The 22,625-nt window shown below is 69.6% G+C and carries 23 protein-coding genes; 12 read left to right on the forward strand and 11 right to left on the reverse strand.

Translation table 11 applies throughout. The annotated features are described in order from the left end of the window. Positions 1–2 precede the first annotated feature (2 nt). The gene (pepN, locus tag J2W14_RS17775; RefSeq protein ID WP_307464949.1) at positions 3–2,630 is read left to right on the forward strand and encodes an aminopeptidase N; all 2,628 of its coding nucleotides are present in this window, start codon (positions 3–5) and stop codon (positions 2,628–2,630) included. Between the two features lie 58 nt (positions 2,631–2,688). On the opposite strand, the gene J2W14_RS17780 is transcribed toward pepN, so the two are convergent. The 5 genes from J2W14_RS17780 to J2W14_RS17800 all read right to left on the reverse strand — a co-directional run bounded on the left by J2W14_RS17780 (position 2,689) and on the right by J2W14_RS17800 (position 6,770). Further along, positions 2,689–3,801 carry a lipoate--protein ligase family protein gene (locus tag J2W14_RS17780; RefSeq protein ID WP_307464951.1) on the reverse strand — a complete coding sequence of 371 codons (1,113 nt, stop codon included), beginning with the start codon at positions 3,799–3,801 and terminating at the stop codon, positions 2,689–2,691. A 92-nt stretch (positions 3,802–3,893) separates the two neighbouring features. Continuing rightward, positions 3,894–4,151, reverse strand: a complete 258-nt coding sequence (locus tag J2W14_RS17785) for a type B 50S ribosomal protein L31 (protein WP_282379259.1) — start codon at positions 4,149–4,151, stop codon at positions 3,894–3,896. Between the two features lie 175 nt (positions 4,152–4,326). After that, positions 4,327–5,136, reverse strand: a complete 810-nt coding sequence (locus J2W14_RS17790; protein ID WP_307464954.1) for a TrmH family RNA methyltransferase — start codon at positions 5,134–5,136, stop codon at positions 4,327–4,329. A 44-nt stretch (positions 5,137–5,180) separates the two neighbouring features. Continuing rightward, positions 5,181–5,966: a sulfite exporter TauE/SafE family protein gene (locus J2W14_RS17795; protein ID WP_307464956.1), complete on the reverse strand. Its 786-nt coding sequence runs from the start codon at positions 5,964–5,966 to the stop codon at positions 5,181–5,183. A gap of 18 nt (positions 5,967–5,984) precedes the next feature. Then, entirely contained in the window at positions 5,985–6,770 is a 786-nt protein-coding gene (locus tag J2W14_RS17800) for an ABC transporter ATP-binding protein (RefSeq protein ID WP_307464958.1), read from the reverse strand. 155 nt (positions 6,771–6,925) lie between these two features. Here J2W14_RS17800 and serB point away from each other — a divergent pair, with 155 nt between their 5' ends. Next, positions 6,926–7,834 carry a phosphoserine phosphatase SerB gene (serB, locus tag J2W14_RS17805; RefSeq protein ID WP_307464960.1) on the forward strand — a complete coding sequence of 303 codons (909 nt, stop codon included), beginning with the start codon at positions 6,926–6,928 and terminating at the stop codon, positions 7,832–7,834. Between the two features lie 150 nt (positions 7,835–7,984). Here the strand turns inward: serB and J2W14_RS17810 are convergent, their stop codons facing one another. Continuing rightward, a complete protein-coding gene (locus J2W14_RS17810) occupies positions 7,985–8,737 on the reverse strand; it encodes an SDR family oxidoreductase (RefSeq protein WP_307464962.1) in 753 nt (250 codons plus the stop codon). A 218-nt stretch (positions 8,738–8,955) separates the two neighbouring features. On the opposite strand from J2W14_RS17810, the gene J2W14_RS17815 reads away from it, so the two are divergent. After that, positions 8,956–9,321, forward strand: coding sequence for a DUF5655 domain-containing protein (locus J2W14_RS17815; RefSeq protein WP_307464964.1), 366 nt, complete (start codon positions 8,956–8,958; stop codon positions 9,319–9,321). A gap of 154 nt (positions 9,322–9,475) precedes the next feature. Here the strand turns inward: J2W14_RS17815 and J2W14_RS17820 are convergent, their stop codons facing one another. Together J2W14_RS17820 and fabG are read right to left on the reverse strand one after the other, a co-directional pair. Next, a complete protein-coding gene (locus tag J2W14_RS17820; protein ID WP_307464966.1) occupies positions 9,476–9,895 on the reverse strand; it encodes an Hsp20/alpha crystallin family protein in 420 nt (139 codons plus the stop codon). A gap of 96 nt (positions 9,896–9,991) precedes the next feature. Continuing rightward, entirely contained in the window at positions 9,992–10,717 is a 726-nt protein-coding gene (gene fabG / locus J2W14_RS17825; RefSeq protein ID WP_307464968.1) for a 3-oxoacyl-ACP reductase FabG, read from the reverse strand. Between the two features lie 152 nt (positions 10,718–10,869). On the opposite strand from fabG, the gene J2W14_RS17830 reads away from it, so the two are divergent. The 5 genes from J2W14_RS17830 to J2W14_RS17850 all read left to right on the forward strand — a co-directional run bounded on the left by J2W14_RS17830 (position 10,870) and on the right by J2W14_RS17850 (position 14,422). Then, entirely contained in the window at positions 10,870–11,388 is a 519-nt protein-coding gene (locus J2W14_RS17830) for a DUF3099 domain-containing protein (RefSeq protein ID WP_307464970.1), read from the forward strand. Continuing rightward, entirely contained in the window at positions 11,385–11,633 is a 249-nt protein-coding gene (locus tag J2W14_RS17835; RefSeq protein WP_307464973.1) for a hypothetical protein, read from the forward strand. Before J2W14_RS17830 ends, J2W14_RS17835 begins: the two co-directional genes overlap by 4 nt. Further along, on the forward strand, positions 11,634–12,524 hold the full coding sequence (locus tag J2W14_RS17840; RefSeq protein ID WP_307464975.1) for an SURF1 family cytochrome oxidase biogenesis protein: 891 nt from the start codon (positions 11,634–11,636) through the stop codon (positions 12,522–12,524). Between the two features lie 12 nt (positions 12,525–12,536). Then, complete coding sequence (locus J2W14_RS17845; RefSeq protein WP_307464978.1) at positions 12,537–13,004, forward strand: YbaK/EbsC family protein; 468 nt, start codon at positions 12,537–12,539, stop codon at positions 13,002–13,004. A 266-nt stretch (positions 13,005–13,270) separates the two neighbouring features. Further along, a complete protein-coding gene (locus J2W14_RS17850; RefSeq protein ID WP_307464980.1) occupies positions 13,271–14,422 on the forward strand; it encodes a C4-dicarboxylate ABC transporter in 1,152 nt (383 codons plus the stop codon). Positions 14,423–14,527: 105 nt separating this feature from the next. On the opposite strand, the gene J2W14_RS17855 is transcribed toward J2W14_RS17850, so the two are convergent. Then, entirely contained in the window at positions 14,528–16,126 is a 1,599-nt protein-coding gene (locus tag J2W14_RS17855; RefSeq protein ID WP_307464982.1) for an ABC-F family ATP-binding cassette domain-containing protein, read from the reverse strand. A 320-nt stretch (positions 16,127–16,446) separates the two neighbouring features. Between J2W14_RS17855 and J2W14_RS17860 the strand changes: the two genes are divergently transcribed. The 3 genes from J2W14_RS17860 to J2W14_RS17870 are packed head-to-tail and all read left to right on the forward strand — an operon-like array spanning position 16,447 to position 18,610. Continuing rightward, entirely contained in the window at positions 16,447–17,136 is a 690-nt protein-coding gene (locus tag J2W14_RS17860; RefSeq protein WP_307464984.1) for a biotin transporter BioY, read from the forward strand. Then, entirely contained in the window at positions 17,133–17,942 is an 810-nt protein-coding gene (locus tag J2W14_RS17865) for an energy-coupling factor ABC transporter ATP-binding protein (RefSeq protein WP_307464986.1), read from the forward strand. Before J2W14_RS17860 ends, J2W14_RS17865 begins: the two co-directional genes overlap by 4 nt. Beyond that, positions 17,939–18,610 (forward strand): energy-coupling factor transporter transmembrane component T family protein, encoded by a 672-nt coding sequence (locus J2W14_RS17870; RefSeq protein ID WP_307464988.1) that lies wholly within the window; start codon positions 17,939–17,941, stop codon positions 18,608–18,610. The genes J2W14_RS17865 and J2W14_RS17870 overlap by 4 nt, the downstream gene beginning before the upstream one ends. A gap of 245 nt (positions 18,611–18,855) precedes the next feature. On the opposite strand, the gene J2W14_RS17875 is transcribed toward J2W14_RS17870, so the two are convergent. Both J2W14_RS17875 and J2W14_RS17880 read right to left on the reverse strand, forming a co-directional pair. After that, positions 18,856–20,058, reverse strand: coding sequence for a thiolase family protein (locus tag J2W14_RS17875; protein WP_307464990.1), 1,203 nt, complete (start codon positions 20,056–20,058; stop codon positions 18,856–18,858). Beyond that, positions 20,051–21,493: an AMP-binding protein gene (locus J2W14_RS17880; protein ID WP_307464993.1), complete on the reverse strand. Its 1,443-nt coding sequence runs from the start codon at positions 21,491–21,493 to the stop codon at positions 20,051–20,053. The genes J2W14_RS17875 and J2W14_RS17880 overlap by 8 nt, the downstream gene beginning before the upstream one ends. A gap of 58 nt (positions 21,494–21,551) precedes the next feature. Between J2W14_RS17880 and ypfJ the strand changes: the two genes are divergently transcribed. Further along, positions 21,552–22,439 carry a KPN_02809 family neutral zinc metallopeptidase gene (gene ypfJ / locus J2W14_RS17885; protein WP_307464995.1) on the forward strand — a complete coding sequence of 296 codons (888 nt, stop codon included), beginning with the start codon at positions 21,552–21,554 and terminating at the stop codon, positions 22,437–22,439. Positions 22,440–22,625: the final 186 nt, after the last annotated feature.

The following is a 22,625-nucleotide window of genomic DNA, read 5'->3' on the forward strand; positions in this document are numbered from 1 at the left end:
GGGTGCCGAACCAGAACCTGCGCCGCGATGAAGCCGCAACCCGCTCTGCCCTGATCACCACCCACAGCTACGACGTCTCCCTGGAGGTCCGGCAGGCCGCCGATCCGGACGTCGCCGGCTACCCGAGCCGCAGCGTGATCACCTTCTCCGCGGGCGAACCCGGTGCCTCGACGTTCCTGGACTTCATCAGCAGCGAGGTGCACAGCGTCTTGCTCAACGGCAAGGAACTCGCGGTCGCCGACGTCGTGGACGGCTCCCGGATCCGGCTCGACAACCTGCAGGCGGACAACCAGGTCACCGTCACGGGCACCGCGCTGTACAGCACCTCCGGCGAGGGCATGCACCGCTTCTTCGACCCGGCCGACGGCCAGTGCTACCTCTACACCCAGTACGAGCCCGCCGACGCCCGCCGGGTTTTCGCCAACTTCGAACAGCCCGACCTCAAGGCCGAATTCACCTTCCACGTCACGGCACCCTCGGCGTGGCAGGTGGCCTCGAACGGCATCGAAACGCAGCGCACGCCCCTGACCAGCGACCCGGACACGAGCCGCTGGGACTTCGCCCCGACGAAGGCGATGTCCACGTACATCACCACGGTGCTGGCCGGCCCGTACTTCAAGGCCGAGGACTCCTGGAGCAGGGAACTCGACGACGGCACCCGGCTGGACGTGCCGCTGGCCCTCTACTGCCGCGCCTCGATGGCGCCGTCCTTCGACCCCGAGGTCCTCTTTACCCTCACCAGGAACGGCCTGGACTTCTTCAACGAGCTCTTCGAGTTCCCGTACCCGTGGGGGAAGTACGACCAGGCCTTCGTGCCCGAATACAACCTCGGCGCCATGGAAAACCCCGGGCTGGTGACCTTCACGGAAAGCTACGTCTTCACCTCCCGGGCCGCCGATTCGCAGTACCAGGCCCGCGCCAACACCCTGCTGCACGAGATGGCGCATATGTGGTTCGGCGACCTCGTCACGATGCAGTGGTGGGACGATCTGTGGCTCAAGGAGTCCTTCGCGGACTACATGGGAACCCTCGGCGTGGACCGCACCACGGACTGGGCCACGGCCTGGGTGAACTTCGCCAACAACCGAAAGGCCTGGGCCTACGTCCAGGACCAGCTGCCGACCACCCACCCGATCGTCGCCGACATCCCGGATCTGGAGGCTGCCAAGCAGAACTTTGACGGCATCACCTACGCCAAGGGCGCCTCGGTCCTCAAGCAGCTGGTCGCCTACGTGGGATTCGAGGCCTTCGTGGCCGGCTCGCGCCAGTACTTCAAGGACCACGCCTACGGCAACACCACCCTGGCGGAGCTGCTGGCCGCGCTCAGCGCCGCCTCCGGCCGGGACCTCGCGGACTGGGCCCGCCAGTGGCTGCAGACCTCCGGCATCTCCACCCTCACCAGCGAGATCGAGGAGCACGGCGGCGTCCTCGGCACAATCACGATCATCCAGGACGCCGCGGACCCGACGACGGGCCGGCAGGAGCCGCGGCCGCACCGGCTGCGGATCGGCCTGTATGGGACGGACGACGCCGGCGCCCTGGTCCGTACCGACAGTGTCGAGACCGACGTCACCGGGGCCCGGACCGAGGTGACGGCCCTGTCCGGGAAGCCGCGGCCGGCCCTGCTGCTGGTCAACGACGCAGATCTCAGCTACGCCAAGGTCCGGCTGGACCCGCACTCCGAAGCCACCGTCCGGGCGTCCCTGGGCGCGCTCGGTGATCCGATGGCCCGGGCCCTGTGCTGGACCGCCCTCTGGGACTCGGCCCGGGACGCCGTCACCCCGTCGTCCCTGTACGTGGACGCCGTCAAGCGCTTCGGGCCCGCGGAAACCGGCATCGGCGTGCTGCTCACTGTCCTGGGCAACGCGGCCACGGCGATCGAACGCTACGTCCCCGCGGCCGACCGGTCCGCCGTCCGCCACGGCTTCCTGTCCCTCGCCGCAGACGAGCTCCAGCGCGCCGCCCCGGGTTCCGACCACCAGCTGGCGTGGGCGCGCACGGTCGCCGCCGCCAGCCGCTATGACGGCAGCCGGCTGGACCTGGTCCGCGGCGTCCTGACCGGCAGCACGGTCCTTGAGGGCCTGGCCGTGGATGCGGAGCTGCGCTGGAACTTCTGGCACGCCCTGGCAGCCAACGGGGAGGCCACCGGGGCGCAGCTCGACGGGGAGCTGGCCCGCGACAACACCGCCGCCGGAAAATCCGGACACGCCACCGCCCTCGCGGCCCGCCCCGAGCCTGCCGTCAAGGAGGCGGCCTGGACAGAAGCGGTGCACGGCACCGCGCTCTCCAACCAGCTGCTCAGCGCGACCATCGCCGGGTTCAACACCGGCCCGGCAGCGCTGCTGCGCGGCTTCATTGACCGGTACTTCGAGTGCCTGGAGGACGTCTGGGCCGGGCGCAGCATCGAAATCGCCAGCCGGATTGTCCGCGGGCTCTACCCGGCCGGGCAGGACCTGGACGGCGGCACTCCGGACACGCACCCGGTCATCGTCCGGACGGATAACTGGCTGGCCGACCACCCGGACGCCCCGCGGGCGCTGCGCCGCATCATCATCGAACAGCGCAGCCACCTGCACCGGGCCCTCACGGCGCAGACCCTGGCCGCGAACCCCCCATCGGCTGCTCCGTAACCGCCCTTTTGGGGGTCCTAAACGGCCGTTACGGAGCAATCGACGGGGCGGTGGGGGCTTAGGGGACGCGGTGCAGCCACTCCGGCGTGCCGAACTTGGCGTCGACCCGGTGCTGCGCGGCGGCGAGCTCGGTCTCGGTGAGCTCCGAGGGGGTCGCGGCGTAGCGTTCGGCGAAGACCTCCATCATGGCCGCGACGATCTCGGTGCGGGCCAGTCCGGTCTGGCGCCGGAGCGGGTCCACCCGCTTCTTCGCGCTCCGAGTGCCCTTGTCGGAGAGCTTTTCCTTGCCGATCCGCAGGACCTCGACCATCTTGTCCGCGTCGATGTCGTAGCTCATGGTGACGTGGTGCAGCATGCCGCCGTTGGCGAGCCGCTTCTGCGCGGCGCCGCCGATCTTCCCGTGTTCGGTAGCGATGTCATTGAGCGGGACGTAGAAGGCGCTGATCCCCATCTTCTCAAGGGCCGCCATCACCCACGCGTCCAGGAAGCCGTACGAGTCGGCGAAGCTGATGCCGTCCACCAGCGTCTGCGGCAGGTACAGCGAGTAGGTGATGCAGTTGCCCGCCTCCATGAACATCGCTCCCCCGCCGCTGATCCGGCGGACCACGCTGATGCCGTGGCGTTCGACGCCGGCGGGGTCCAGTTCGTTGCGGACGGACTGGAAGCTGCCGATCACTACGGACGGTTCCTCCCAGTCCCAGAACCGCAGCGTCGGGTTGCGGCGCCCGGCGCCGACCTCTTCGGCCAGGACCTCGTCCAGTGCGACGTTGACGTGGGTGGGCAGCACGGACGGGGCGATGATGTTCCAGTGGTGGTCCGCCCAGCCGGTGGCCTTCGCGAGGGCGCGGCGGACGGTGACGGCCACGGCGTCGGCGGAAAAGCCGAACAGCACGGCCCCGGCCGGCAGGGCCGCAGCCACCGCGGCGGAGATGTCCCCGGCCCCGGCATCCGCCGGGAGGCCGGTGAGCGCCCGGTTGATCTCCAGCAGCGCCTCGTCCGGTTCCAGGAAGAAGTCCCCGCTGAGCGAGACGTTGGTGAGGACGCCGTCGGCGACGTCGAAATCGGCCACCACGAGTTTGCCGCCGGGAACCTTGTACTCCCCGTGGCGGCGGGCCCCGCCGTCAGTGCTGCTGGAACCACTGGAACCGGGAACCGGGTGTTGAGTTGTCATGGCGTTAATCCTGCCACGCGCATCGGCGACGGACGCAAAAAGCCCGCACCGTCACCGGTGCGGGCTTTCCAAAAGACCTTGGGGAGAAGTAGTTACTTCTTGCCGCCGAAGCCCTTGAAGCGAGCGTTGAAGCGCTCGACGCGGCCTGCAGAGTCCATGATGCGCTGCTTGCCCGTGTAGAACGGGTGGGACTCGGAGGAGATTTCGACGTCGATAACCGGGTAGGTGTTTCCGTCTTCCCACTCGATGGTCTTCTTGGAAGACACGGTGGACTTGGTCAGGAACTTGACGCCGGAAGCCAGGTCGTTGAAAACAACAGCTTCGTACTTCGGGTGAGTATTAGTCTTCATAATTGGACCTTCGTTCGCACAACTGGATTTTGCCAGTTGCCAGGTATGAATGGGATGGCCAGCGGAATGCACCGGACGGCCAGCTATCAATGATAGCGGAAAGTTGGCGCCTTCGCCGCCTGACCAGGGCCACTGACCAGCAGCGCTGGTCCCTGCAGCTGTTCAATGGGGCGGTTCAGTCCCTCGGACGCAGCTCCCAGAAGGCGACGGCGGACGCCGCCGCGACGTTGAGGGAGTCAACGCCCGCGCGCATCGGGATCTTCACGGCGAGGTCGACGGCGGCGAGGGTGTCCGCGCTCATCCCGGCACCCTCGGTTCCCAGCACCAGCGCGAGTTTCTCCGGCCGGCGCGCCGCCAGCGCGTCAAGGTCCACGGCGTCGCCCGTGAGCTCCAGGGCGGCCACGGTGAAGCCCTGGCCGCGGAGCGCCTGCAGGTCCCCCGGCCAGTCCGCCAGCCGGGCCCAGGGCACCTGGAACACCGTCCCCATGCTGACCCGGACGCTGCGGCGGTACAGCGGGTCCCCGCAGCGCGGCGAGACGAGGACGGCGTCGATGCCCAGGGCCGCGGCGGAGCGGAAGATCGCGCCGACGTTGGTGTGGTCCACGATGTCCTCCAGCACGGCAATCCGGCGGGCGCCGGCCAGCAGCTCCGGCAGCGGCACGGGCTCCGGGCGCTGCATGGCCGCCATCGCGCCGCGGTGCAGGTGGAAGCCGGTGATCTCCTCGAGGAGCGCGGCGGAACCGATGTACACGGGAACGTCCGGGTACTGCGCAAAGATGTCCGAGAGGTCCGCGAGCCATTTCTCGGCGAGGAAGAAGGACCGTGGCGTGTGGCCGGCCGCGAGGGCCCGGCGGAGCACCCGGGAGGACTCGGCGATGTACATGCCCTCGGCGGGTTCCCGGAGCTTGCGCAGGTGCACGTCCGTCAGCTGCGTGTAGTCCGCGACCCGGGGGTCAGCGGCGGATTCAAGGCGGTGGAAGGTCACAGGCGGGTCATTTCAGCGGGAGCGTGTGCGGTCACAGGATCGGGTTACTTGAACAGGTTGGCGATCATGAACCCCAGCGCGACGAGGCCCAGGACGAAGATGACACCGCGCAGCACCACCGGGGACAGCCGGCGGCCCACCTTGGAGCCGATCACGCCGCCGATCAGTGAGCTCACGGCGATCAGGCCCACGACGGTCCAGTCGATCCGGCCGGAGGCGAACAGCAGGTAGGAGACCGCCGCCACCATGTTGACGGCAAGGACCAGGAAGTTCTTCATGGCGTTGGCGTTCTGGATGGTCCCGGTCATGAAGATGCCCAGGATCCCGACCAGCAGGATGCCCTGCGCCGCGACGAAGTAGCCGCCGTAGACGCCCGCGAGGTACACGAGGGCCACCAGGACGACGCCGTGGCGGCGGTCCCGGATGGCGTGTTCGGGGTTTTGCTCGCGGTCCCGGACCCACTGCTGCAGCCGGGGCTGGAAGGCGACCATCAGCAGCGCCAGCACGATCAGGACGGGGGCGGCGTAGTGGAAGACCTTCTCGGGCAGGTGCAGCAGCAGGTAGGCGCCGGAGATGCCGCCCAGCACCGAGGCGGGCAGCAGCTTAAGCAGTTGCCTGCCGCGACCCGACAGTTCCTTGCGGTAGCCCCAGGCGCCGGCGGCGCTCCCGGCCACCAGGCCCATCGCGTTGCTGATGGATGCCGTGACCGGTGCGTAGCCGAGGGCGATCAGCACCGGGAAGGTCACCAGGGTGCCGGAACCAACCACACTGTTGATGGTGCCGGCCCAGAGCCCGGCGAAGAAAATGAGGACACTATTGAGGAACTCCACGCGCGGTCAGCGGCCCGGTCAGCGGCGCGCGGTGGCCGTGTACCGGCCGGCGGCAACGCTGACGTCCAGCGGCAGCCCGAACGTGCGGCTCAGATTCTCGGCCGTGAGGACGCCTTCGATCGGGCCCTGGGCGACCACGCCGCCGTCGCGCAGCAGCATGGCGTGGGTGAAGCCCGGCGGGACCTCTTCGAGGTGGTGCGTGACCAGGACGATGGCCGGGGCCGCCTCGTCGCGGGCGAGTTCACTGAGCCGGTGCACGAGGTCCTCGCGGCCGGCCAGGTCGAGTCCGGCGGCGGGTTCGTCCAGGAGCAGGAGCTCGGGATCGGTCATCAGGGCCCGGGCGATCTGAACGCGTTTGCGCTCCCCCTCGGACAGCGACGCGAACGGCCGGTTCAGCAGCGGCCCCATGCCCCACTCGTTCAGCAGGGCGAAGGCGCGGCGCTCGTCGTCCTTCTCGTAGCCCTCGCGCCACCGTCCGGTCACACCGTAGGCGGCGGTGACAACGACGTTGAGGACCTTCTCGTGCTCCGGGATCTGGGTGGCCAGTGCGGCCGAGGACAGTCCGATCCGGGGCCGGAGTTCGAAGACGTCGACGGCGCCCAGGATCTCCTCGAGGATGCCGGCCATGCCGCTCGTGGGATGGATCCGCGCGGCCGCGAGCTGAAGCAGAGTGGTCTTGCCGGCGCCGTTGGGGCCCAGAATCACCCAACGCTCGCCTTCCTTGACCTGCCAGTCGACCTTGTCCAGCAGGGTCTTTGCCCCACGTACAACGCTGACGGCGGCCATTTCAAGAACATCACTCATAGGAGTAGACACTAGGACAAAACAGCGGACGACTGATAACCGGAACGCCGGGACGGCGCCGGGCCCGGGCGGCGTGCCGGCCGCCCGGCTGCCGCGGCGTCACCGGAGCGCAACGAATTCGGGCCCGCATCGGCGTGATCGCTAGGATTGCAGCTATGAACCTGTTCGTGACCGCCGTGAGCTATGCCCCGAAACTGACCCATCCCGAGGTGCAGCGGCTCCGTTCGCTGCTTGCAGCGGCGGGGGTGGCGCTGGACGCGGAAACCCGCACCGGAGACGACCGCTTCGAGGCCTACACGGCCGACGGCAGCATGGAGCTGGCCCCCGGCCCGGACCACGGGGTGACGGCGCTGGCGGAACTGCGCCGGGCCGTGGCGGATCACGGCCCCGCCGGAGTGGACACGGCGATCGTCCCCGCCGCCCTCCGGAGCGCGCAGCGGAAGTTCCTCATCATGGACGTGGATTCCACCCTGATTCAGCAGGAAGTGATTGAACTCCTCGCCGCCTACGCCGGCAAACGCGAGGAAGTCACCGCCGTCACGGAGGCCGCCATGCGCGGCGAAATCGACTTCGCCCAGAGCCTGCACGCGAGGGTGGCGGTGCTCGCCGGACTCCCGGCCGCCGTCGTCGAGGCTGTCCGTGCCGAGGTGAAACTGAGCCTCGGTGCGGCGGAGCTCGTGGCCGCCTTCCACGCCGCAGGCCATGTGGTGGCGGTGATCTCCGGCGGCTTCAACCAGATCCTGCAGCCGATCGCGGAGGGCCTCGGACTGGACTACTGGGTTGCCAACGAACTTGAAATCGTCGACGGCGCGCTGACCGGAAAGGTCAGCGGTGCGGTGATTGACCGGGCCGCGAAGGAAAAGTACCTGCGGGAATGGGCCGCCCGGGAAGGCATCCCGATGGAGCACACGATTGCCGTGGGCGACGGCGCCAACGACCTGGACATGCTGGGCGCTGCGGGGATCGGCGTGGCGTTCAACGCCCAACCGGCCGTCCGTGCGGCCGCGGATGCCGCAGTGAACATGCCCTATCTCGACGCCGTGCGGCACATCGCCGGCGTCTGAGGCATTTCCCGGCAACCGGGAACAGCAGCGAAGGCCGGGGCGGTTGCCCCGGCCTTCGCCTGTCTACTGCGCTATGGCTGCGGTTCTCATTTCCGCGTGCCCATTTTCCGCGTGCCCTTTTCCGCCTGCCGCGGGTGGCGCGGATGCCTGTTAGTTGCTGCTCTTGTCGAAGTAGTCGGATCCGCCGACGTACTCGGTGTGGCCGGATTCGACGTCGGCGGTGACCATCTTGGCGACCTCGGCGGCGAACTCCGTGACCGAATACAGCTTCCCGGCCTCGGCGCGGCGGGCCTCGATGGCGCCCGGGTTTGAGCGGTCCAGCAAGGTGGCCGTGACGGTGCCCTCGATCATGTCGCCGGAGACGACGACGAGGGAGATGCCCTTCTCGGCCAGGTTCGGGATGAGTTCGCGCAGGGCGTCCTCGCCGGCACGCTTGCTGCGGGCCACGGGCTCGTAGTTCTCCATGGTGGGCACGGTGTTGATGAAGTGCGCCTGGTGGCTCGTCACGAAGACCACCCGGGAGCCCTCCCGCATCAGCGGCACGGCAGCGTTGAGCATGTTCACCTGCGCGTCCCGGTTGAGCTTGAGCGCGTAGCCCTCCTCCATGCCGGATTCCATCCCGCCGGAGGCGTTGAGGACCAGGACATCCAGCGAGCCGAAGTTCTCCATCGCGGCGCTGGCCAGGGCCTGGACGCCTTCCTGGGTGGTGAGGTCGGCGCCGACGGCGGCGGCACGGCCGCCGGCCGCCGCGATCTCCGCAACAACCTTGTTGGCGCGGGGCGCCTTCTGGCGGTAGTTCACGACGACGGCGGCACCCTCGGCGGCGAGGATCTTGGCGACTTCAGCGCCGATGCCCCGCGACGATCCGGTCACGATTGCAGTCTTGTTGTCCAGCAGTCCCATACGAGCTCCTTTGTTCCAAACGTCCAAAAACGGTGGGTCTGCAGTCCATCATGCCAGCGGTGCCGGCGTTTTCCCTTGTCCGGGTTCCACAAAGAAGCCGCCGCCGGCTAGTTTCGGCCGGCCCGCGGGCGTACGATCGCGGGCATGGAATGTCCCCGCGGTGTGTGCCGGAAGGCCGGGCAGAGGGCCGGACACCAGGGGACACTGTGCCGCGGGGCGTGAGTGAGGAGTCCACACCGGAGCAGGTCTTCAGCGGCTCCCCCCGTGGCCTGGAGCTGTTCCATGCCGTGGAAAGGCTGCTGGCGGAGCCAGACGCGCCAGCGACCCGGGCGACGAAAAGCCAGGTGGCCTTCCGGGAGAAACGCGGTTTCGCGTACGTGTGGTGGCCGGGGCGGTACCTTGATTCCGGGGTGCCCGCCGTGCTGTCGATCGCGCTGCCGCGGCGCATCGATTCCGCCAGGTTCAAGGAGATCGCCAACCCGACGCCCGGGGTTTGGATGCATCACCTGGAGCTGCACGACGAGCGCGAGCTCGACGCCGAGGTTGCCGGCTGGCTGCGGGAGGCCCGTGCGGCGGCGGGCTGACGCCGGCGCCGGGCGGGCTCAGCCCGTGCCGGCGGCCTCAGGCGGTCCGGGGCTGCTGGTGGCAGAACGGGGCGGCTGGTGGCAGAACGGGGCGGCTGGTGGCAGAACGGGGCGGGCGGACCGGGATGGTCCGCCCGCCCGGCCGCGTCGCCTGCTACATGTGGTCGATCCGGATCTTCTTTGCCGTGGTGTCGGGGGCGGACACGGGGGCCGGTGCCCGTACCTCAAGCACGCCGTCCTTGTAGGTGGCCGTGACGTCCTCTTCCTTGGCGCCCGGCGGCAGCGCAACACTGCGCGAGAAGGAGCCGTAGCGGAACTCCGAGCGGTAGCCATCCTTGCTCTTGTGCTCGGTTTTCTCCTCACGCTCCGCCCTGATGTGCAGCATGCCTTCGCTCACGGAGACGTCGACGTCCTTGTCAGGATCAATCCCCGGAACCTCCGCGCGCACCACCAGGGTGGTGCCGTCCACAAACTGTTCGACCTTGATGGACGGTGTCATGGTCAGGTCCCCGTCGAGGAAACGCTTGATCGGCTCCAGCACGTCCGATGGGACCCACTTGTTCAGTTCAGCCACGATTGTCCTCCTGATTCCATGCCCCTGCCGAGGTGTGGTCAGGGGCTGTAGCCCCATTACACACCGCGGCAGCGCCCGCGCTAAGGGCTGAAAGTCCTAGTGGCCCATGCCCAGGCCGCCGTCGACCGGGATGACGGCGCCGGAGATGTAGGCGGCCTCGTCGCTGGCGATCCAGCGGACCACGTTGGCGACCTCGGAGGCCTCCGCGAAGCGGCCGGCGGGAACCTTGGAGAGGTAGTCCTTCGCGGTTGCTTCGGCCAGTTCCGCCGTCATGTCCGTGTTGATGAAACCCGGGGCCACGACGTTCGCGGTGATGCCGCGGGCACCCAACTCGCGGGTCAGCGAGCGGGCGATGCCGACGAGGCCGGCCTTGGACGCCGAGTAGTTGATCTGGCCGGGCGCGCCGTAGAGGCCCGAGACGGAGGAGATGAGGACCACGCGGCCCTTGCGTGCCCGGATCATGCCCATGGAGGCGCGCTTGATCACGCGGAAGGCGCCGGTGAGGTTCGTGTCGATGACCGAGGTGAAATCATCCTCGCTCATGCGCATCAGCAGGGTGTCCTTGGTGATGCCGGCGTTGGCCACCAGCACCTCGACCGGGCCATGGGCTGCTTCCACTTCGGTGAACGCGGCATCCACGGACGCCTCGTCCGTGACATCGGCCTTGACGCCGAGGATACCTGCCGGGAGCGACGACTCGCTGCGGTAGGTGACGGCCACCTTGTCGCCGTTGGCGAGGAAGGCTTCGGCGATGGCGAGGCCGATTCCGCGGTTTCCGCCGGTGATCAGGACACTGCGGCCGGTGGTTGCTGTTTCAGACATGGTGGGGCTCCGGAATTCTGCGGCGGGGCGGTGCCGCGCTGGGGGCGGGATTTTCCTGCCTCCGATCTTAGCGCCCGGTGCCGCCCGCGTTTGGGCGGCTCTCCCGTTGGTGAGAGAATTGCAGTAAGCCTTGGGAGCGTGATCTGACAGCCTTGACACTCAAAAACCGACCCGGTGCACGTGTGCCCGGGAGCCCGGACGTACCGTCCGGTGATTCCGAGGTTCACAGCATCACGGACGCCGCCGCGGCGCACTCTGAAGAGATGCGCCAGCGGATGATCAAGTACGCCGTGGCGATGGGTATCCGCATGGTCTGCCTGATCCTGATTTTTGTCGTGGACGGCTGGTTGAAGATCCTCCCGGTCATCGGGGCCGTGTTCCTGCCCTGGATTGCCGTCATCATCGCCAACGGAAGCGACACGGCGGAAGTCCACGCCGACTCGCTGCTGGACTCCGCGCCGCTGGCCCAGCTCGATGCGCCGGCCGCCGGGCCGGCAGACCAGGACGGCGCGGTGCCGGACGACCCGTCGATGACGCTGCTGCAGGGCGAACTCGTCGATGACGAGGACTCCCCGACGGGCGGCCTCGGCGGTCCGGCGGTCCCCGGAGGCCCCGACGTCCCCGGCGGACACGCCGACGATATCGGCGGCCGCGGACGGGCCGCGTCATGAACCTTTTTGACCTCACCGGGAACGGCGGGGCCGCCGGACCGGCGGAAGCCGTCTGCTCCCGCAAAGCGTGCCGGAACGGCGCCGAATGGCAGCTGCTCTGGAACAACCCGAAGATCCACACCCCCGATCGGCGCAAGATCTGGCTGGCCTGCGGAGAGCACCGGGCCTGGCTCGAGGACTATCTGCAGACCCGCGGGCTCTGGAAGGACACCGTGGCATTGAACCCGGCAGGCAGGGCAAGCTGAATGTACCGTTTTCTTTTCTCCAGCAAGTGGCTGGGGTATCTGTTGCTGGCAGCGATATTTGCCGCGGCATGCGTCGGTCTGGGCCGCTGGCAGATGGACCGCCGCGCCGAGACACTCGCCGAGATCAACCGGGTCACCTCGAACTACTCCGCCACCCCCGTGCCGTTCGCCCAGATCAAGGACCAGTTCAGCTCACTGGAGGCGGAACGCGAGTGGACCCAGGTGGAGCTGAAGGGCACTTACGACGTCGCCGGGCAGCGCATCGTCCGCAACCGCCCGCTTAACGGCCAGCCCGGCTACGAAGTCGTCGTCCCCTTCAAGCTGCTCACCGGCGAGACCGTCGTAATTGACCGCGGCTGGCTGCCGATCGGCAACAATAACCCGGGCAGCCCCGACGCGGTGCCCGCGCCCCCGCAGGGGACCGTAACCGTCGTCGCCCGGCTCAAACCCGCCGAGCCCGAGCTCCAGCGCGGCGCCCCGGACGGGCAGCTGGCCTCGATCGATCTCGCCGGGTACTCCGCGGAACTGGGCTACCCCCTGCTGACGGGCGCGTACGGGCAGCTGGCCTCGGAGAGCCCGGCAGCAGCGGACATGCCCTTCCCGTTCCCCAAGCCCTCCACCGAAGAGGGCACCCACCTGTCCTACTCGCTGCAGTGGTTCGCCTTCGGCGTGCTGATGTTTATCGGCTTCGGCTACGCGGCCCGGCAGCAGGCCCGAAACGCCGCCATCGACGCCGAGGACGCCGCAGCCCAGGCCGGAGACGGAGACTCCGACGCCGTCTTTATGCACTCCAGCGGCCCGGTGGCCCGCCGTCGTCCTGCCCCCCGCAAGCGGAAAAACGCGACCGCGGAGGAAGAGGAAGACGCCATCCTGGACGCCCAGGGGTTCTGAGGAGTGGCCGCCGTGGTCCCGGAGCCGGTGGCCCGGGTGAAGTACGCGCTGATCGTCCTCGGCGCCGAGGACACCGTCACGGTGTTCGATTCGACCGTCCCGACGGCGGCCGCCGCCGCTGCGGCGCTGGGCTGCAAAGTCGCGGCAATCACCAACAGCCTCGTGTTCGACCTTGAGGGCGCGCCGCTGCTGATCCTGGCCAGCGGCGCCGCCCGGGTCGATGTCCGGAAGGTTGCCGCGCAGCTGGGCGCCGGAAGAATCCGCCGGGCCTCCCCCGAGTTCGTGCTGGAACACACCGGCCAGGAAGTGGGCGGCGTGGCCCCGGTCGGGCATCCGGAGAAAATCAAGACGCTGCTGGACGAGTCCCTGCGGGTCCATGAGGTCCTCTGGGCCGGAGCCGGCGACCACCACTCGATGTTCTCGATCAGCTACGACGAGCTGCGCAGGATCACCGCCGCCAGAGAGATGCCCGTCCGCTGACGATGCGTTGATCCACCGGTGGCAGTGAGATCCTGTTCGGCGTTTCAGACACGAAATGCCCGTCTTTGCAGGGAAAATTGGGCGTCGCTGCCCGGAAGCCCCGGAGCGGAGGCCTTCGTGTTCGTGGGTATCGATCCCACGAGCATCGAGGTTCCAGCGCTGAAACAGGCAGTGCTCCGGCCACGGCTGCTCCGGAATCCGGGGCCTGAACGCGCTGCTGGCTGCCGGCTCGACAGAACTTTTGCCTCATACTGAGGGGCGAAGAGGTGGTTTCCCTGAAGCTGACAACATCCGACCCTGTGGACGACCGCGCCACCGGGCGCCCCGTCGGTCTGCCCGGGCGCCGCTGGCCGTGGCTGCCCGCCAGTCACGTGGGGCCGCAGTGGTTTGCCGCGGTGATGGGAACCGGCATCCTTGCTACGTGCACGGAGCGGCTCGCCCTCTTCATCCCCGAGCTGCACGCGGCGGCCCTGGGTCTGCTCGTCCTCACGTGGAGCGTGCTCGCCGCCGTGGCAGCGGCGTTTGCCAGCCATGCCGTGCGGCACCCCGCCCGGTTCCGGGCGAGCATCGAGGACCTGGGCATCCTGCCGTTCTACGGGGCCGTGGCCATGGGCCTGCTCGCCACAGGCGGGGCGACCCTGGCCGTGGCGGAGGCTCATCTGCCTGCGACGGCGAGGGTGCTGGCTTGGGTGCTGTGGTCGGCCGGCACACTTATCGGCGTGGTGTCCGCCGTGGCGTTCCCGGTGCGGCTGATCGCCGCCGGGCCCGCTGAGCGGGGGGTGCCGACGCCGGTATGGGTCCTTCCGGTGGTCCCGCCCATGGTGGCGGCGGCCGGCGGGGCAGTCCTGGCGGACGCGTTGCCGCCGGAGGGGGCGTACACGCTGCTGCTGGCCAGCGGATGCCTGTTCATGCTGACACTGTCCCTAAGTGTCGTGATGCTCATCCTCGCCTACGGCCATCTAGTCCGCGGTGGCCCGGTGCCGCTACCGGCTTCGCCGTCCTTTTGGGTCCCCGTGGGAATCGCGGGCCAGTCCACGGCGGCCGCCAACTTCTTCCTGGCGCCGGCCGAGGTCGCTCTCTCCTCAACCGCTCAAGGAATTATGCTGATGCTGACCGTCGCCTATAGCACCCTGGCCCTGTCACTGGGAACGGCCGCTGCTGGGGTGGCGCTGTGGATTACCGTCCGGGCGCTGCGGCGGGGAATGTCCTTCGGCCTGGGCTGGTGGAGCTTTACCTTCCCCATCGGCACCATGAGCCTAGGGCTCTCGGCGTTCGGCACGACGCTCGATGCCGCGTGGCTGCACGGGGCATCGGCGATGGTCTGGATCATCCTGTCCGGAACGGTGGCCCTGTGCCTGGTGCACTCAGCCCGGCTGTGGACGACGGGGCGCACCGAGCGCAGTGCCGGTGCCGGCTAGCCGCGCCGCGCCATGCCATGCCCGCAACCAAAACCGCGGCAGCCCCGACAATCAGTCAGGACCAACCGCGGATCGGTGTAACACGGCTAAGGCTCCCGGAGCCGCCTACGCCAGCGTAATGAGGTCCAGGTAGTCTTCGTTCCAGTGGTCCTCGATGCCGTCCGGCAGCAGCACCACGCGCTCCGGATTCAGCGCCTCAACGGCACCTTCATCGTGGCTCACCAGCACCACGGCGCCGGTGTAGTTGCTCAGGGCGCCGAGGATTTCGGCGCGGCTGGCGGGGTCGAGGTTGTTGGTGGGCTCATCTAGCAGCAGCACATTCGCACTGGACGCGACGATGGTGGCCAGGGCCAGGCGGGTTTTCTCGCCGCCGGACAGCACACCGGCGGGCTTGTCGACGTCGTCGCCGGAGAACAGGAACGAGCCCAGGATGTTGCGGACTTCCGCGTCATTCATGTCCGGGGCGGAGGAGCGCATGTTCTGCAGCACGGTCCGGTCCACGTCCAGCGTCTCGTGCTCCTGGGCGTAGTAGCCCACCTTCAGGCCGTGGCCCGCCACGACCTGGCCGGTGTCCGGCTTGTCGACGCCGGCGAGCATCCGCAGCAGGGTGGTCTTGCCGGCGCCGTTGAGGCCGAGGATGACCACCTTGGAGCCGCGGTCGATCGCGAGGTCAACGTCGGTGAAGATCTCCAGCGAGCCAAAGGACTTGCTAAGGCCGTCCGCGGTGAGCGGGGTCTTGCCGCAGGGCGACGGATCCGGGAAGCGCAGGGCCGCCACGCGGTCGGTCGCGCGAACGGCTTCAAGGCCGCCCAGGAGGCGTTCGGCACGCTTGGCCATGTTCTGCGCGGCGACGGCCTTGGTGGCCTTGGCGCGCATCTTGTTGGCCTGGTCGAAGAGGACCTGGGCCTTCTTCTCCGCGTTGGCGCGCTCCCTCTTACGGGCACGCTCGTCGGTTTCGCGTTGCTGGAGGTAGCGCTTCCAGTCCATGTTGTAGAAGTCGATCTGCGCACGGTTGGGATCGAGCAGGAACACCTTGTTCACGGTGGCCTCGAGCAGCTCCGTGTCGTGGCTGATCACGATCAGGCCGCCCTGGTGGTTCCTCAGGAACTCGCGCAGCCAGGTGATGGAGTCGGCGTCGAGGTGGTTTGTGGGCTCATCCAGGAGCATGGTTTCGGCGTCCGAATACAGGATGCGGGCGAGCTCCACACGGCGGCGCTGGCCGCCGGAAAGGGTCTTGAGCGGCTGGTTCAGCAGCCGGTCCGGGAGGGCGAGGTTGGAGCAGATCGCTGCGGCCTCGGCCTCGGCAGCGTAGCCGCCGGCAGCCAGGAACTCGGATTCGAGCCGGTCGTACCGGTTCATCGCCTTGCGCTGGACCTCGGCGTCGTCGCTGGCCATGTCCTCGTGGGACTGCCGGAGTTTGCCGACGGCGATGTCCAGGCCGCGGGCGGACAGGATCCGGTCGCGGGCCAGCTGCTCCATGTCCGGGGTCCGGGGGTCCTGCGGCAGGTAGCCGATCTCACCGCTGCGGGTGACCTTTCCGCCGGCGGGCAGGCCTTCGCCCGCGAGCACCCGGGTCAGCGTGGTCTTGCCTGCACCGTTACGGCCCACAAGGCCGATCTTGTCTCCCTTATCGATCCGGAAGCTCACCTGGTCCATAAGGAGGCGGGCGCCGGCGCGCAGTTCGAGATCCTGGACGGTAATCAATGCAGCTAAGGCCTTTCACAACAGGGAACGCCGCGGCACAACGGTGGTATCTGAAGGGGGCCGGGGCAGTTTGGCCGAGAGAACGGCCTCTCTAAGTCTACCGGCCCAGCCTCCGCCCGTTGACAAGTCCCCGCCGGCTGCCGGAAACCCCGGACGACGGCGGTGCCGGCCGTGCGCTGCCCGGCGCCGCCCGGGCCGTTGGTGCGGCCCTCCAGCTCCCGGGCCCCCGGTTAGTGGAGCCCCTACAAAAAACCCGTCCCGGCATGCTCGTAAAGTCAGAATCAGCAGCAGAACCGATTCACTCGCGATAGGAACTCCCCATGACGCAGACCGCCGGCAGCGCAGCCGCCACCTCCTCCCGGCAGCGGAACCGCTGGAACGCCACCGACCTCGGACTGATTGCGGTCTTCGCCGCGCTCGTGGCCGGCTCCGCCCTGATTGCCGCCATTCCGGTGGCCGGGATGGGCGTTCCCATCACCGTGCAGACGCTCGCCGTGATGCTCACCGGCCTGGCCCTGGGCCCCGGCCGGGCGTTCGCCGCCGTCGGGCTCTACGTTCTCCTCGGTCTCGCCGGGCTGCCGATCTTCAGCGGCGGACGCAGCGGGCTCGGGGTCCTGGCCGGTCCCTCGGCCGGCTACATCATCGGCTTCGTCTTCGCCGCGACGGCGGCGGGCTGGCTGACCGTCCTCGTGCTGCGCCGCACGGCAGGCCGTCCCGGCAGGCTGCGCGCGGTCCTGCTTTTCGCGGCCGCGATGGTGAGCAGCATCATCTTCGTCCACGGCCTCGGCATCCTCGGCATGATGGTCAACGCGAAGCTCGACTTCTCAAAGGCGTTCCTCGCGGACTTGGTGTTTTACCCGGGAGATGTGATCAAGAACGTACTGGCCGTGACCATTGCCCTGGCCCTGCACAAGGCGTTTCCGGATCTTCTGATCCGCCGCGTCCGGACCGGGGCCGGCGCCCCGGCCGGCACGCCCGCTGCCCAGGCCACGGTGGATCACCGGCCGTGAGCATCATCGCGCTGGACCGGGTTGCGGTGCGGGTGGCTGTTGACGGCCGCCCCGCGCCGAAGACCCTGCTGGCGGAGCTGACCCTGCGGCTCACCGAGCAGCGGATCGGCATCATCGGCGCCAACGGCTCCGGCAAGTCCACCCTGCTGCGCCTCCTCAACGGGCTCGTGCTGCCCAGCAGCGGGACCGTGACGGTGGACAAATGGGACACGGTCCGCGCGGTCCGGGAAGTGCGCCGGCGCGTCGGCTTCGTCTTCACCGACCCGCTGTCCCAGCTGGTCATGCCGACCGGGCGGGAGGACGTGGAACTGTCCCTCCGCCGCTCGGTCCGGAACGCCCGCGAACGCAGCCGCCAGGCGGAGGCAACCCTGGACCGCTTCGGGCTGCTGCCGCTGGCCGACCAGAGCATCTACGAGCTCTCCGGCGGGGAACGCCAGCTCCTGGCCCTCGCCGCGGTCCTCGCCGTGGACCCGGAGGTGTTGGTCCTGGACGAGCCGTCCACCCTGCTGGACCTGCGCAACCGGGAGCTGCTGCGCCGGACCCTGGCCGGCCTGAGCCAGCAAGTCATCCTTTCCACCCACGACCTTGAGCTCGCGCTGGACCTCGACCGGGTCCTGGTGGTCGACGCCGGCGCGGTGGTGTTCGACGGCGGCCCGGCCGGCGCCGTCGCGCATTACCGGGCGCTGTGCGCGGCGGGGCTCCCGGCTTCCGGGGCGGCGGACGCGGCACGGCCGGGGCGGCCGGGGCCGGAGAGTCCGCCCAGGGAGAATCCGGACCTGGCGCGGCAGCATCCGGGGCAGCCGTGAGCGGCCACGGGTTCCTGCTGGCCAACTATGTGCCCGGCAACTCCCTGCTGCACCGGGCGCCGCTGTGGCTGAAGTTCCTGCTGGTCGTCGGCTGCGGCATGGCGTCGTTCCTGATTGTGGACTGGGCCGTGGCCGCCGCCGCCCTGGCCGTGATGTGCGCCCTGTTCCTGCTCAGCGGGGCGGGCGCGGCGCGGCTGTACCGGGCGGTCCGGCCCGTGCTGCCGGTCCTGGCGGCGATCGGGCTGTTCCAGTGGTGGCAGCTCGGCGGCCCGACCGCGACGCGGATTGTGCTCAATGTGCTGGTCTGTATTGTGGCGGCGTCCATCCTCACGGCCACCACCCCGGTGCAGCGTCTGCTCGACGGTGTGGCTTCCCTGGCGAAGCCGTTCCAGCGCTTCGGCGCGGATCCGGAGCGCTTCGCACTGACCATCGCCATCATGCTGCGCAGCATCCCGTTCATCGCCGGCGCCTACAGTGACGTGCGCGATTCCGCCCGTGCCCGCGGGCTGGAGCGCAACCCCCGGGCCCTGATCCTCCCGGTCTTCATCACCACCGTCGCCTTCGCCCGGCAGACCGGCGACGCCCTCGCCGCCCGAGGCCTGGGTGAGGCCGACACGGAGGAGCATGCACCACCCGCCGCCCCCGCCACGGGACATGCCCTCCCCTGACCCCGCGGCCCCACCGGACATGCGCTCCCCCGACCGCGGCGAGTGGACATAAGCCCACTATGTTCAGTGGCCGCGCCCAGGACTGGGCATGTCCCCCGGTCGCGTAGCGCGGATCAGGGTTCCAAGGCCGCGGTCCCGCTGAACATGCGCTCCCCTACGCGCGGCCAGTGGACATAAACCCACTATGTCCATTGGCCGGGCCCAAAACTGGGCATGTCCCCCGGACGGGCCAGGAGCGAGAGCGGCTAGGTGAGCGTGCGGTACTCCAGCAGCGCGGCGGTCCCCATGCCTCCGGCGATGCTGATCAGCGCCAGCGCAAGCTGCCCCTCGGCCGGGCTGCGGCGCGCCTGGGCCAGCAGCCTCGTGACGAGCACCGCGCCGGACGCCCCGTAGGCGTGCCCCAGGGCCAGCGCGCCGCCGTCGGCGTTGGCGCGTTCCGTGGTGATGCCCAGCTCGTCCAGGCACGCAATGGTCTGGGAGGCGAACGCCTCGTTGAACTCGACCAGGCCTAGCTCCGCGGCCGCGACGCCGCTGTCTTCGAGCAGGCGTTCGGCCGCGCGGGCCGCCCCGATGCCCAGCAGCTGCGGGTCCACGCCCGCCGTGTCCGTACCGCGCACCAGGAGGCCGTCGGCGGCGCCCAGTCCGCGGGCGCGTTTCACCGAGGTGATCACGACGGCGGCGGCACCGTCCGCGTCGAAGCAGGAATTCCCGGCGGTGACGGTCCCGCCGGCGGTGAACACCGGAGGGAACCGGGCCAGCACCGCTGCCGTCAACCCGCGCCGCGGCCCGTCGTCGGCACCGACCGTGCGGGGGCCGTCCGGTCCGGACACACCGGGCAGCGGGACGATCTCGGCGTCGAAGAGGCCCGCCGCGGCGGACGCGAGGGCGCGCCGGTGGCTGCGCAGCGCCAGCGCGTCCTGCCGCTCCCGGCTGACCCCGAAGCGTGCGGCTACATTTTCGGCGGCCACACCCATGTCCGGATCGCCCAGGCCCAGCGGCGCGAACTGTGCCCGCGCGAAGAATTCCGGGGCCCCGCCGGCGTCCCGGCGGGCCCGGAGCGGCGCCGTGCTGATGCTCTCCACGCCGCCGGCCAGGTACACGCCGCCGCCGCCGGCCACGAGACGGGAGGCCAGGGCAATCGCGTCGAGCCCGGACCCGCACTGCCGGTCCACAGTGAGGCCGGGGACGCTGACCGGCAGGCCTGCCTCGAGGGCCGCGAGCCGGGCGACGTTCCCGCCGCCGCCGACGGCGTTGCCGATCACGACATCCGCCACCGACGCCGGGGCCACGCCGGTGTCGCTGAGCAGGCGGCGGAGTACGGGTGCCAGCAGCTCGTGCGCGTGCAGGGTCTTCAGGGCGCCGTGGGCGCGGCAGATCGGGGTGCGCCGGGCGGCGATGATTATCGGCTGCCGGTCGTCGGGAAGACTCCGCGGATGGGTCTCAGCCAAGGCGCCGGATCCGGGGATCGCCGCGGGCAATCCAGTCGAGCAGCAGCTCCCGGCTGATCTTGCCGCGGTCCGTCACGGGAAGTTCGGCCAGGGCGAAGTACTCCAGCGGCCGCTTGCTGCGGGCCAGCACGTCCTCGACGCCCGCCTTCAGCTGGGTCGCGGTCAACCCGCCGTGCGAGGGAACGATGCCGGCGACGACCTTCTGGCCGCGCAGATCGTCCGCGAGGCCCGCGGCCACGGCGGCGGCCACACCGGGCACCGAGGCCAGGGCGAGCTCGACCTCATGCGGGTAGACGTTGGTGCCGGCGGTGATGATCATGTCCGAGCGGCGGCCCAGCATGTGCAGGGTCCCGCCGTCGAGGTAGCCCTGGTCCCCCACGGTGTGCCAGCCGTCGAAGCTCTGCAGGGCCTGGCCGTCGTCGCCCCAGAGGTAGCCGTCGCTGACCATGCCGCTGCGGACGCAGATGTTGCCGTCGGCGCCGTCCGGCAGCGGGGCTCCGCCGTCGTCGAGGATGCGGATCTCAACGCCGGGAAACGGCTTGCCGATCCCGGTGCCGCGCTGTTCGGGCTGCTGCCCGGGGGCGAGCCCGGCGCCGGACACGAAGCTGAGCTCCGAAGCGCCGTAGTACTCGAAGATGGTCGCGTTGGGCGCCCAGCGGCGGGCGGCTTCCAGGGTCCGGGCGTCCAGTTTTGAGCCGGCGCAGATGATGCTGCGGATGCCCGAGGCGTCGACGCCGCCGCTCAGTCCCCGTTCGCTGAGGATCCGCAGCATCGTGGGGACCAGGACCAGCCGGGTGATGCCGTCGTGGCTGACGGCGGCGTGCGCGTCGCCGACGTCGAACCGGGCCAGGGTGTGGAACTCCGAGCCGGCGTAGAGGCATTCGGCCAGCGCGTAGAGGTTCAGGCTGGCGGCGAGGGGCCCGGGCGCCAGGGTCCGGTCGTCCGCGGCCAGGCCAAAGAACTCCACCGACGCGTCGAAGGACAGCTGCCAGGACCGGCGCGAGCGGCTGAAGGCTTTGGGGACAGACGTGGTGCCGGAGGTCAGGCCGATCAGGAACGGGGTCCCGGGCGCCCCGTCGACCAGTTCCAGACTGTCAGCAGGCTCCGGCGCGGACGTGGCATCCGGCACGGACGCGGCGACCGGCGCGGGAACGACGGACCCGCGGAGCCGCTCCCTGATGCTGTCCTGGAGCGGCTGCGGCCACGTCGGGTCCAGCACGGCGCATTGCCGCTCCCCCGCGACGGCGGCCGCGAAGGCCGCGGCGAAGTGCAGCGAGTTCTCCTCGGACAGCACGGTCACGGCGGGGCTGCCCGGCACCAGGCCGGCGGCCGCGTCCCGCAGCTCTTCCCAGCTCAGGCGCTGGCCGGCCACGACGACGGCGGTCCCGTCGGGGCGGTCATCGGCCCAGCGCTGGAGTCTGTCGAGAAAAGGCATCAGACCAACTTTACCGGGCCGGGGCGGCCCGAAAGCAGGGACGCGATATTGTGACAGCATGAGTTTCAATGACAATGTCCAGCTGGACCCCTCGCAGGTCCAGGACCGGCGCGGCATGGGCCGCGGCGGAAAAGTCGGGATCGGCCTCGGCGGCGGCATCATCCTGCTGATCGCCTCCCTGCTCGGGATCAATCCGGGCCTGCTGGAAGGCCTGGCCGGCAGCACGCAGGATCCCGGGACGCAGAACCAGGGCACCGCCCCGGCCTGTGCCACCGGCGCCGACGCCGACGCCCGGCTCGACTGCCGCATCACCGGCACGGTCAACAGCCTGAACGCTTTCTGGCCCGCCTACCTTGCCCAGTACGACCGGGAATACCCGCAGCCCGGCACGGTGATCTTCGAAGGCGGCACCAATACAGGCTGCGGCGCCGCGACCTCGGACGTGGGGCCGTTCTACTGCCCGGCGGATTCCACCGCGTACTTCGACCCGGGATTCTTCCAGGATCTCGTGGACCGCTTCGGGTCCTCCGGCGGGCCGCTGGCGCAGGAGTATGTGGTGGCCCACGAATTCGGCCACCACGTCCAGAACGTGCTCGGCAACCTGGACCGGGCCCAGCAGGACCCGCAGGGACCGGAATCCGGTGCCGTCCGCGTGGAGCTGCAGGCCGACTGCTACGCCGGCCTGTGGGTCCGCTACGCCACGACCCAGGAGGACCCCCAGACGGGGCTGCCCTTCCTGGATCCGCTGACGGAACAGGATCTGCAGGATGCCCTGTCCGCCGCCTCGGCCGTCGGTGATGACCGGATCCAGGAGGCTGCGACCGGCCGGGTGTCCCCCGAGGCCTGGACCCACGGATCCAGCGCGCAGCGCCAGAAGTGGTTCTACCAGGGGTACAAGACCGGCGACATCAACCAGTGCGACACGTTCGGCGTCGCCGCCCCGTAACCCCGTCCGCTGCTCCGTAACTGCCGTTATGGGCTGTCTAAAGGGCGGTTGCGGAGCACTCGATGAACGACGACGGCGGGGGGGGGGCCCCCCCGTGGAGGGGAGACCCGCCCCCCCCCCCGAAAGGGGGGGGGACAAGTTTTTAGACCCCCCCCCCCGGGAGGGGGGGCCCGCCGGGGGGGTGAC

This window comes from Pseudarthrobacter oxydans, assembly GCF_030812335.1.
GTDB classification, from domain to species: Bacteria; Actinomycetota; Actinomycetes; order Actinomycetales; family Micrococcaceae; genus Arthrobacter; species Arthrobacter oxydans_B.

Coding starts and splice junctions, on each gene's coding strand:
- J2W14_RS17780 (WP_307464951.1), bottom strand. CDS start 3,801: ATGACAACTCAACACCCGGTTCCCGGTTCCAGTGGTTCCAGCAGCACT.
- J2W14_RS17785 (WP_282379259.1), bottom strand. CDS start 4,151: ATGAAGACTAATACTCACCCGAAGTACGAAGCTGTTGTTTTCAACGAC.
- J2W14_RS17800 (WP_307464958.1), bottom strand. CDS start 6,770: ATGAGTGATGTTCTTGAAATGGCCGCCGTCAGCGTTGTACGTGGGGCA.
- serB (WP_307464960.1), top strand. CDS start 6,926: ATGAACCTGTTCGTGACCGCCGTGAGCTATGCCCCGAAACTGACCCAT.
- J2W14_RS17810 (WP_307464962.1), bottom strand. CDS start 8,737: ATGGGACTGCTGGACAACAAGACTGCAATCGTGACCGGATCGTCGCGG.
- fabG (WP_307464968.1), bottom strand. CDS start 10,717: ATGTCTGAAACAGCAACCACCGGCCGCAGTGTCCTGATCACCGGCGGA.
- J2W14_RS17835 (WP_307464973.1), top strand. CDS start 11,385: ATGAACCTTTTTGACCTCACCGGGAACGGCGGGGCCGCCGGACCGGCG.
- J2W14_RS17840 (WP_307464975.1), top strand. CDS start 11,634: ATGTACCGTTTTCTTTTCTCCAGCAAGTGGCTGGGGTATCTGTTGCTG.
- J2W14_RS17860 (WP_307464984.1), top strand. CDS start 16,447: ATGACGCAGACCGCCGGCAGCGCAGCCGCCACCTCCTCCCGGCAGCGG.
- J2W14_RS17880 (WP_307464993.1), bottom strand. CDS start 21,493: ATGCCTTTTCTCGACAGACTCCAGCGCTGGGCCGATGACCGCCCCGAC.
- ypfJ (WP_307464995.1), top strand. CDS start 21,552: ATGAGTTTCAATGACAATGTCCAGCTGGACCCCTCGCAGGTCCAGGAC.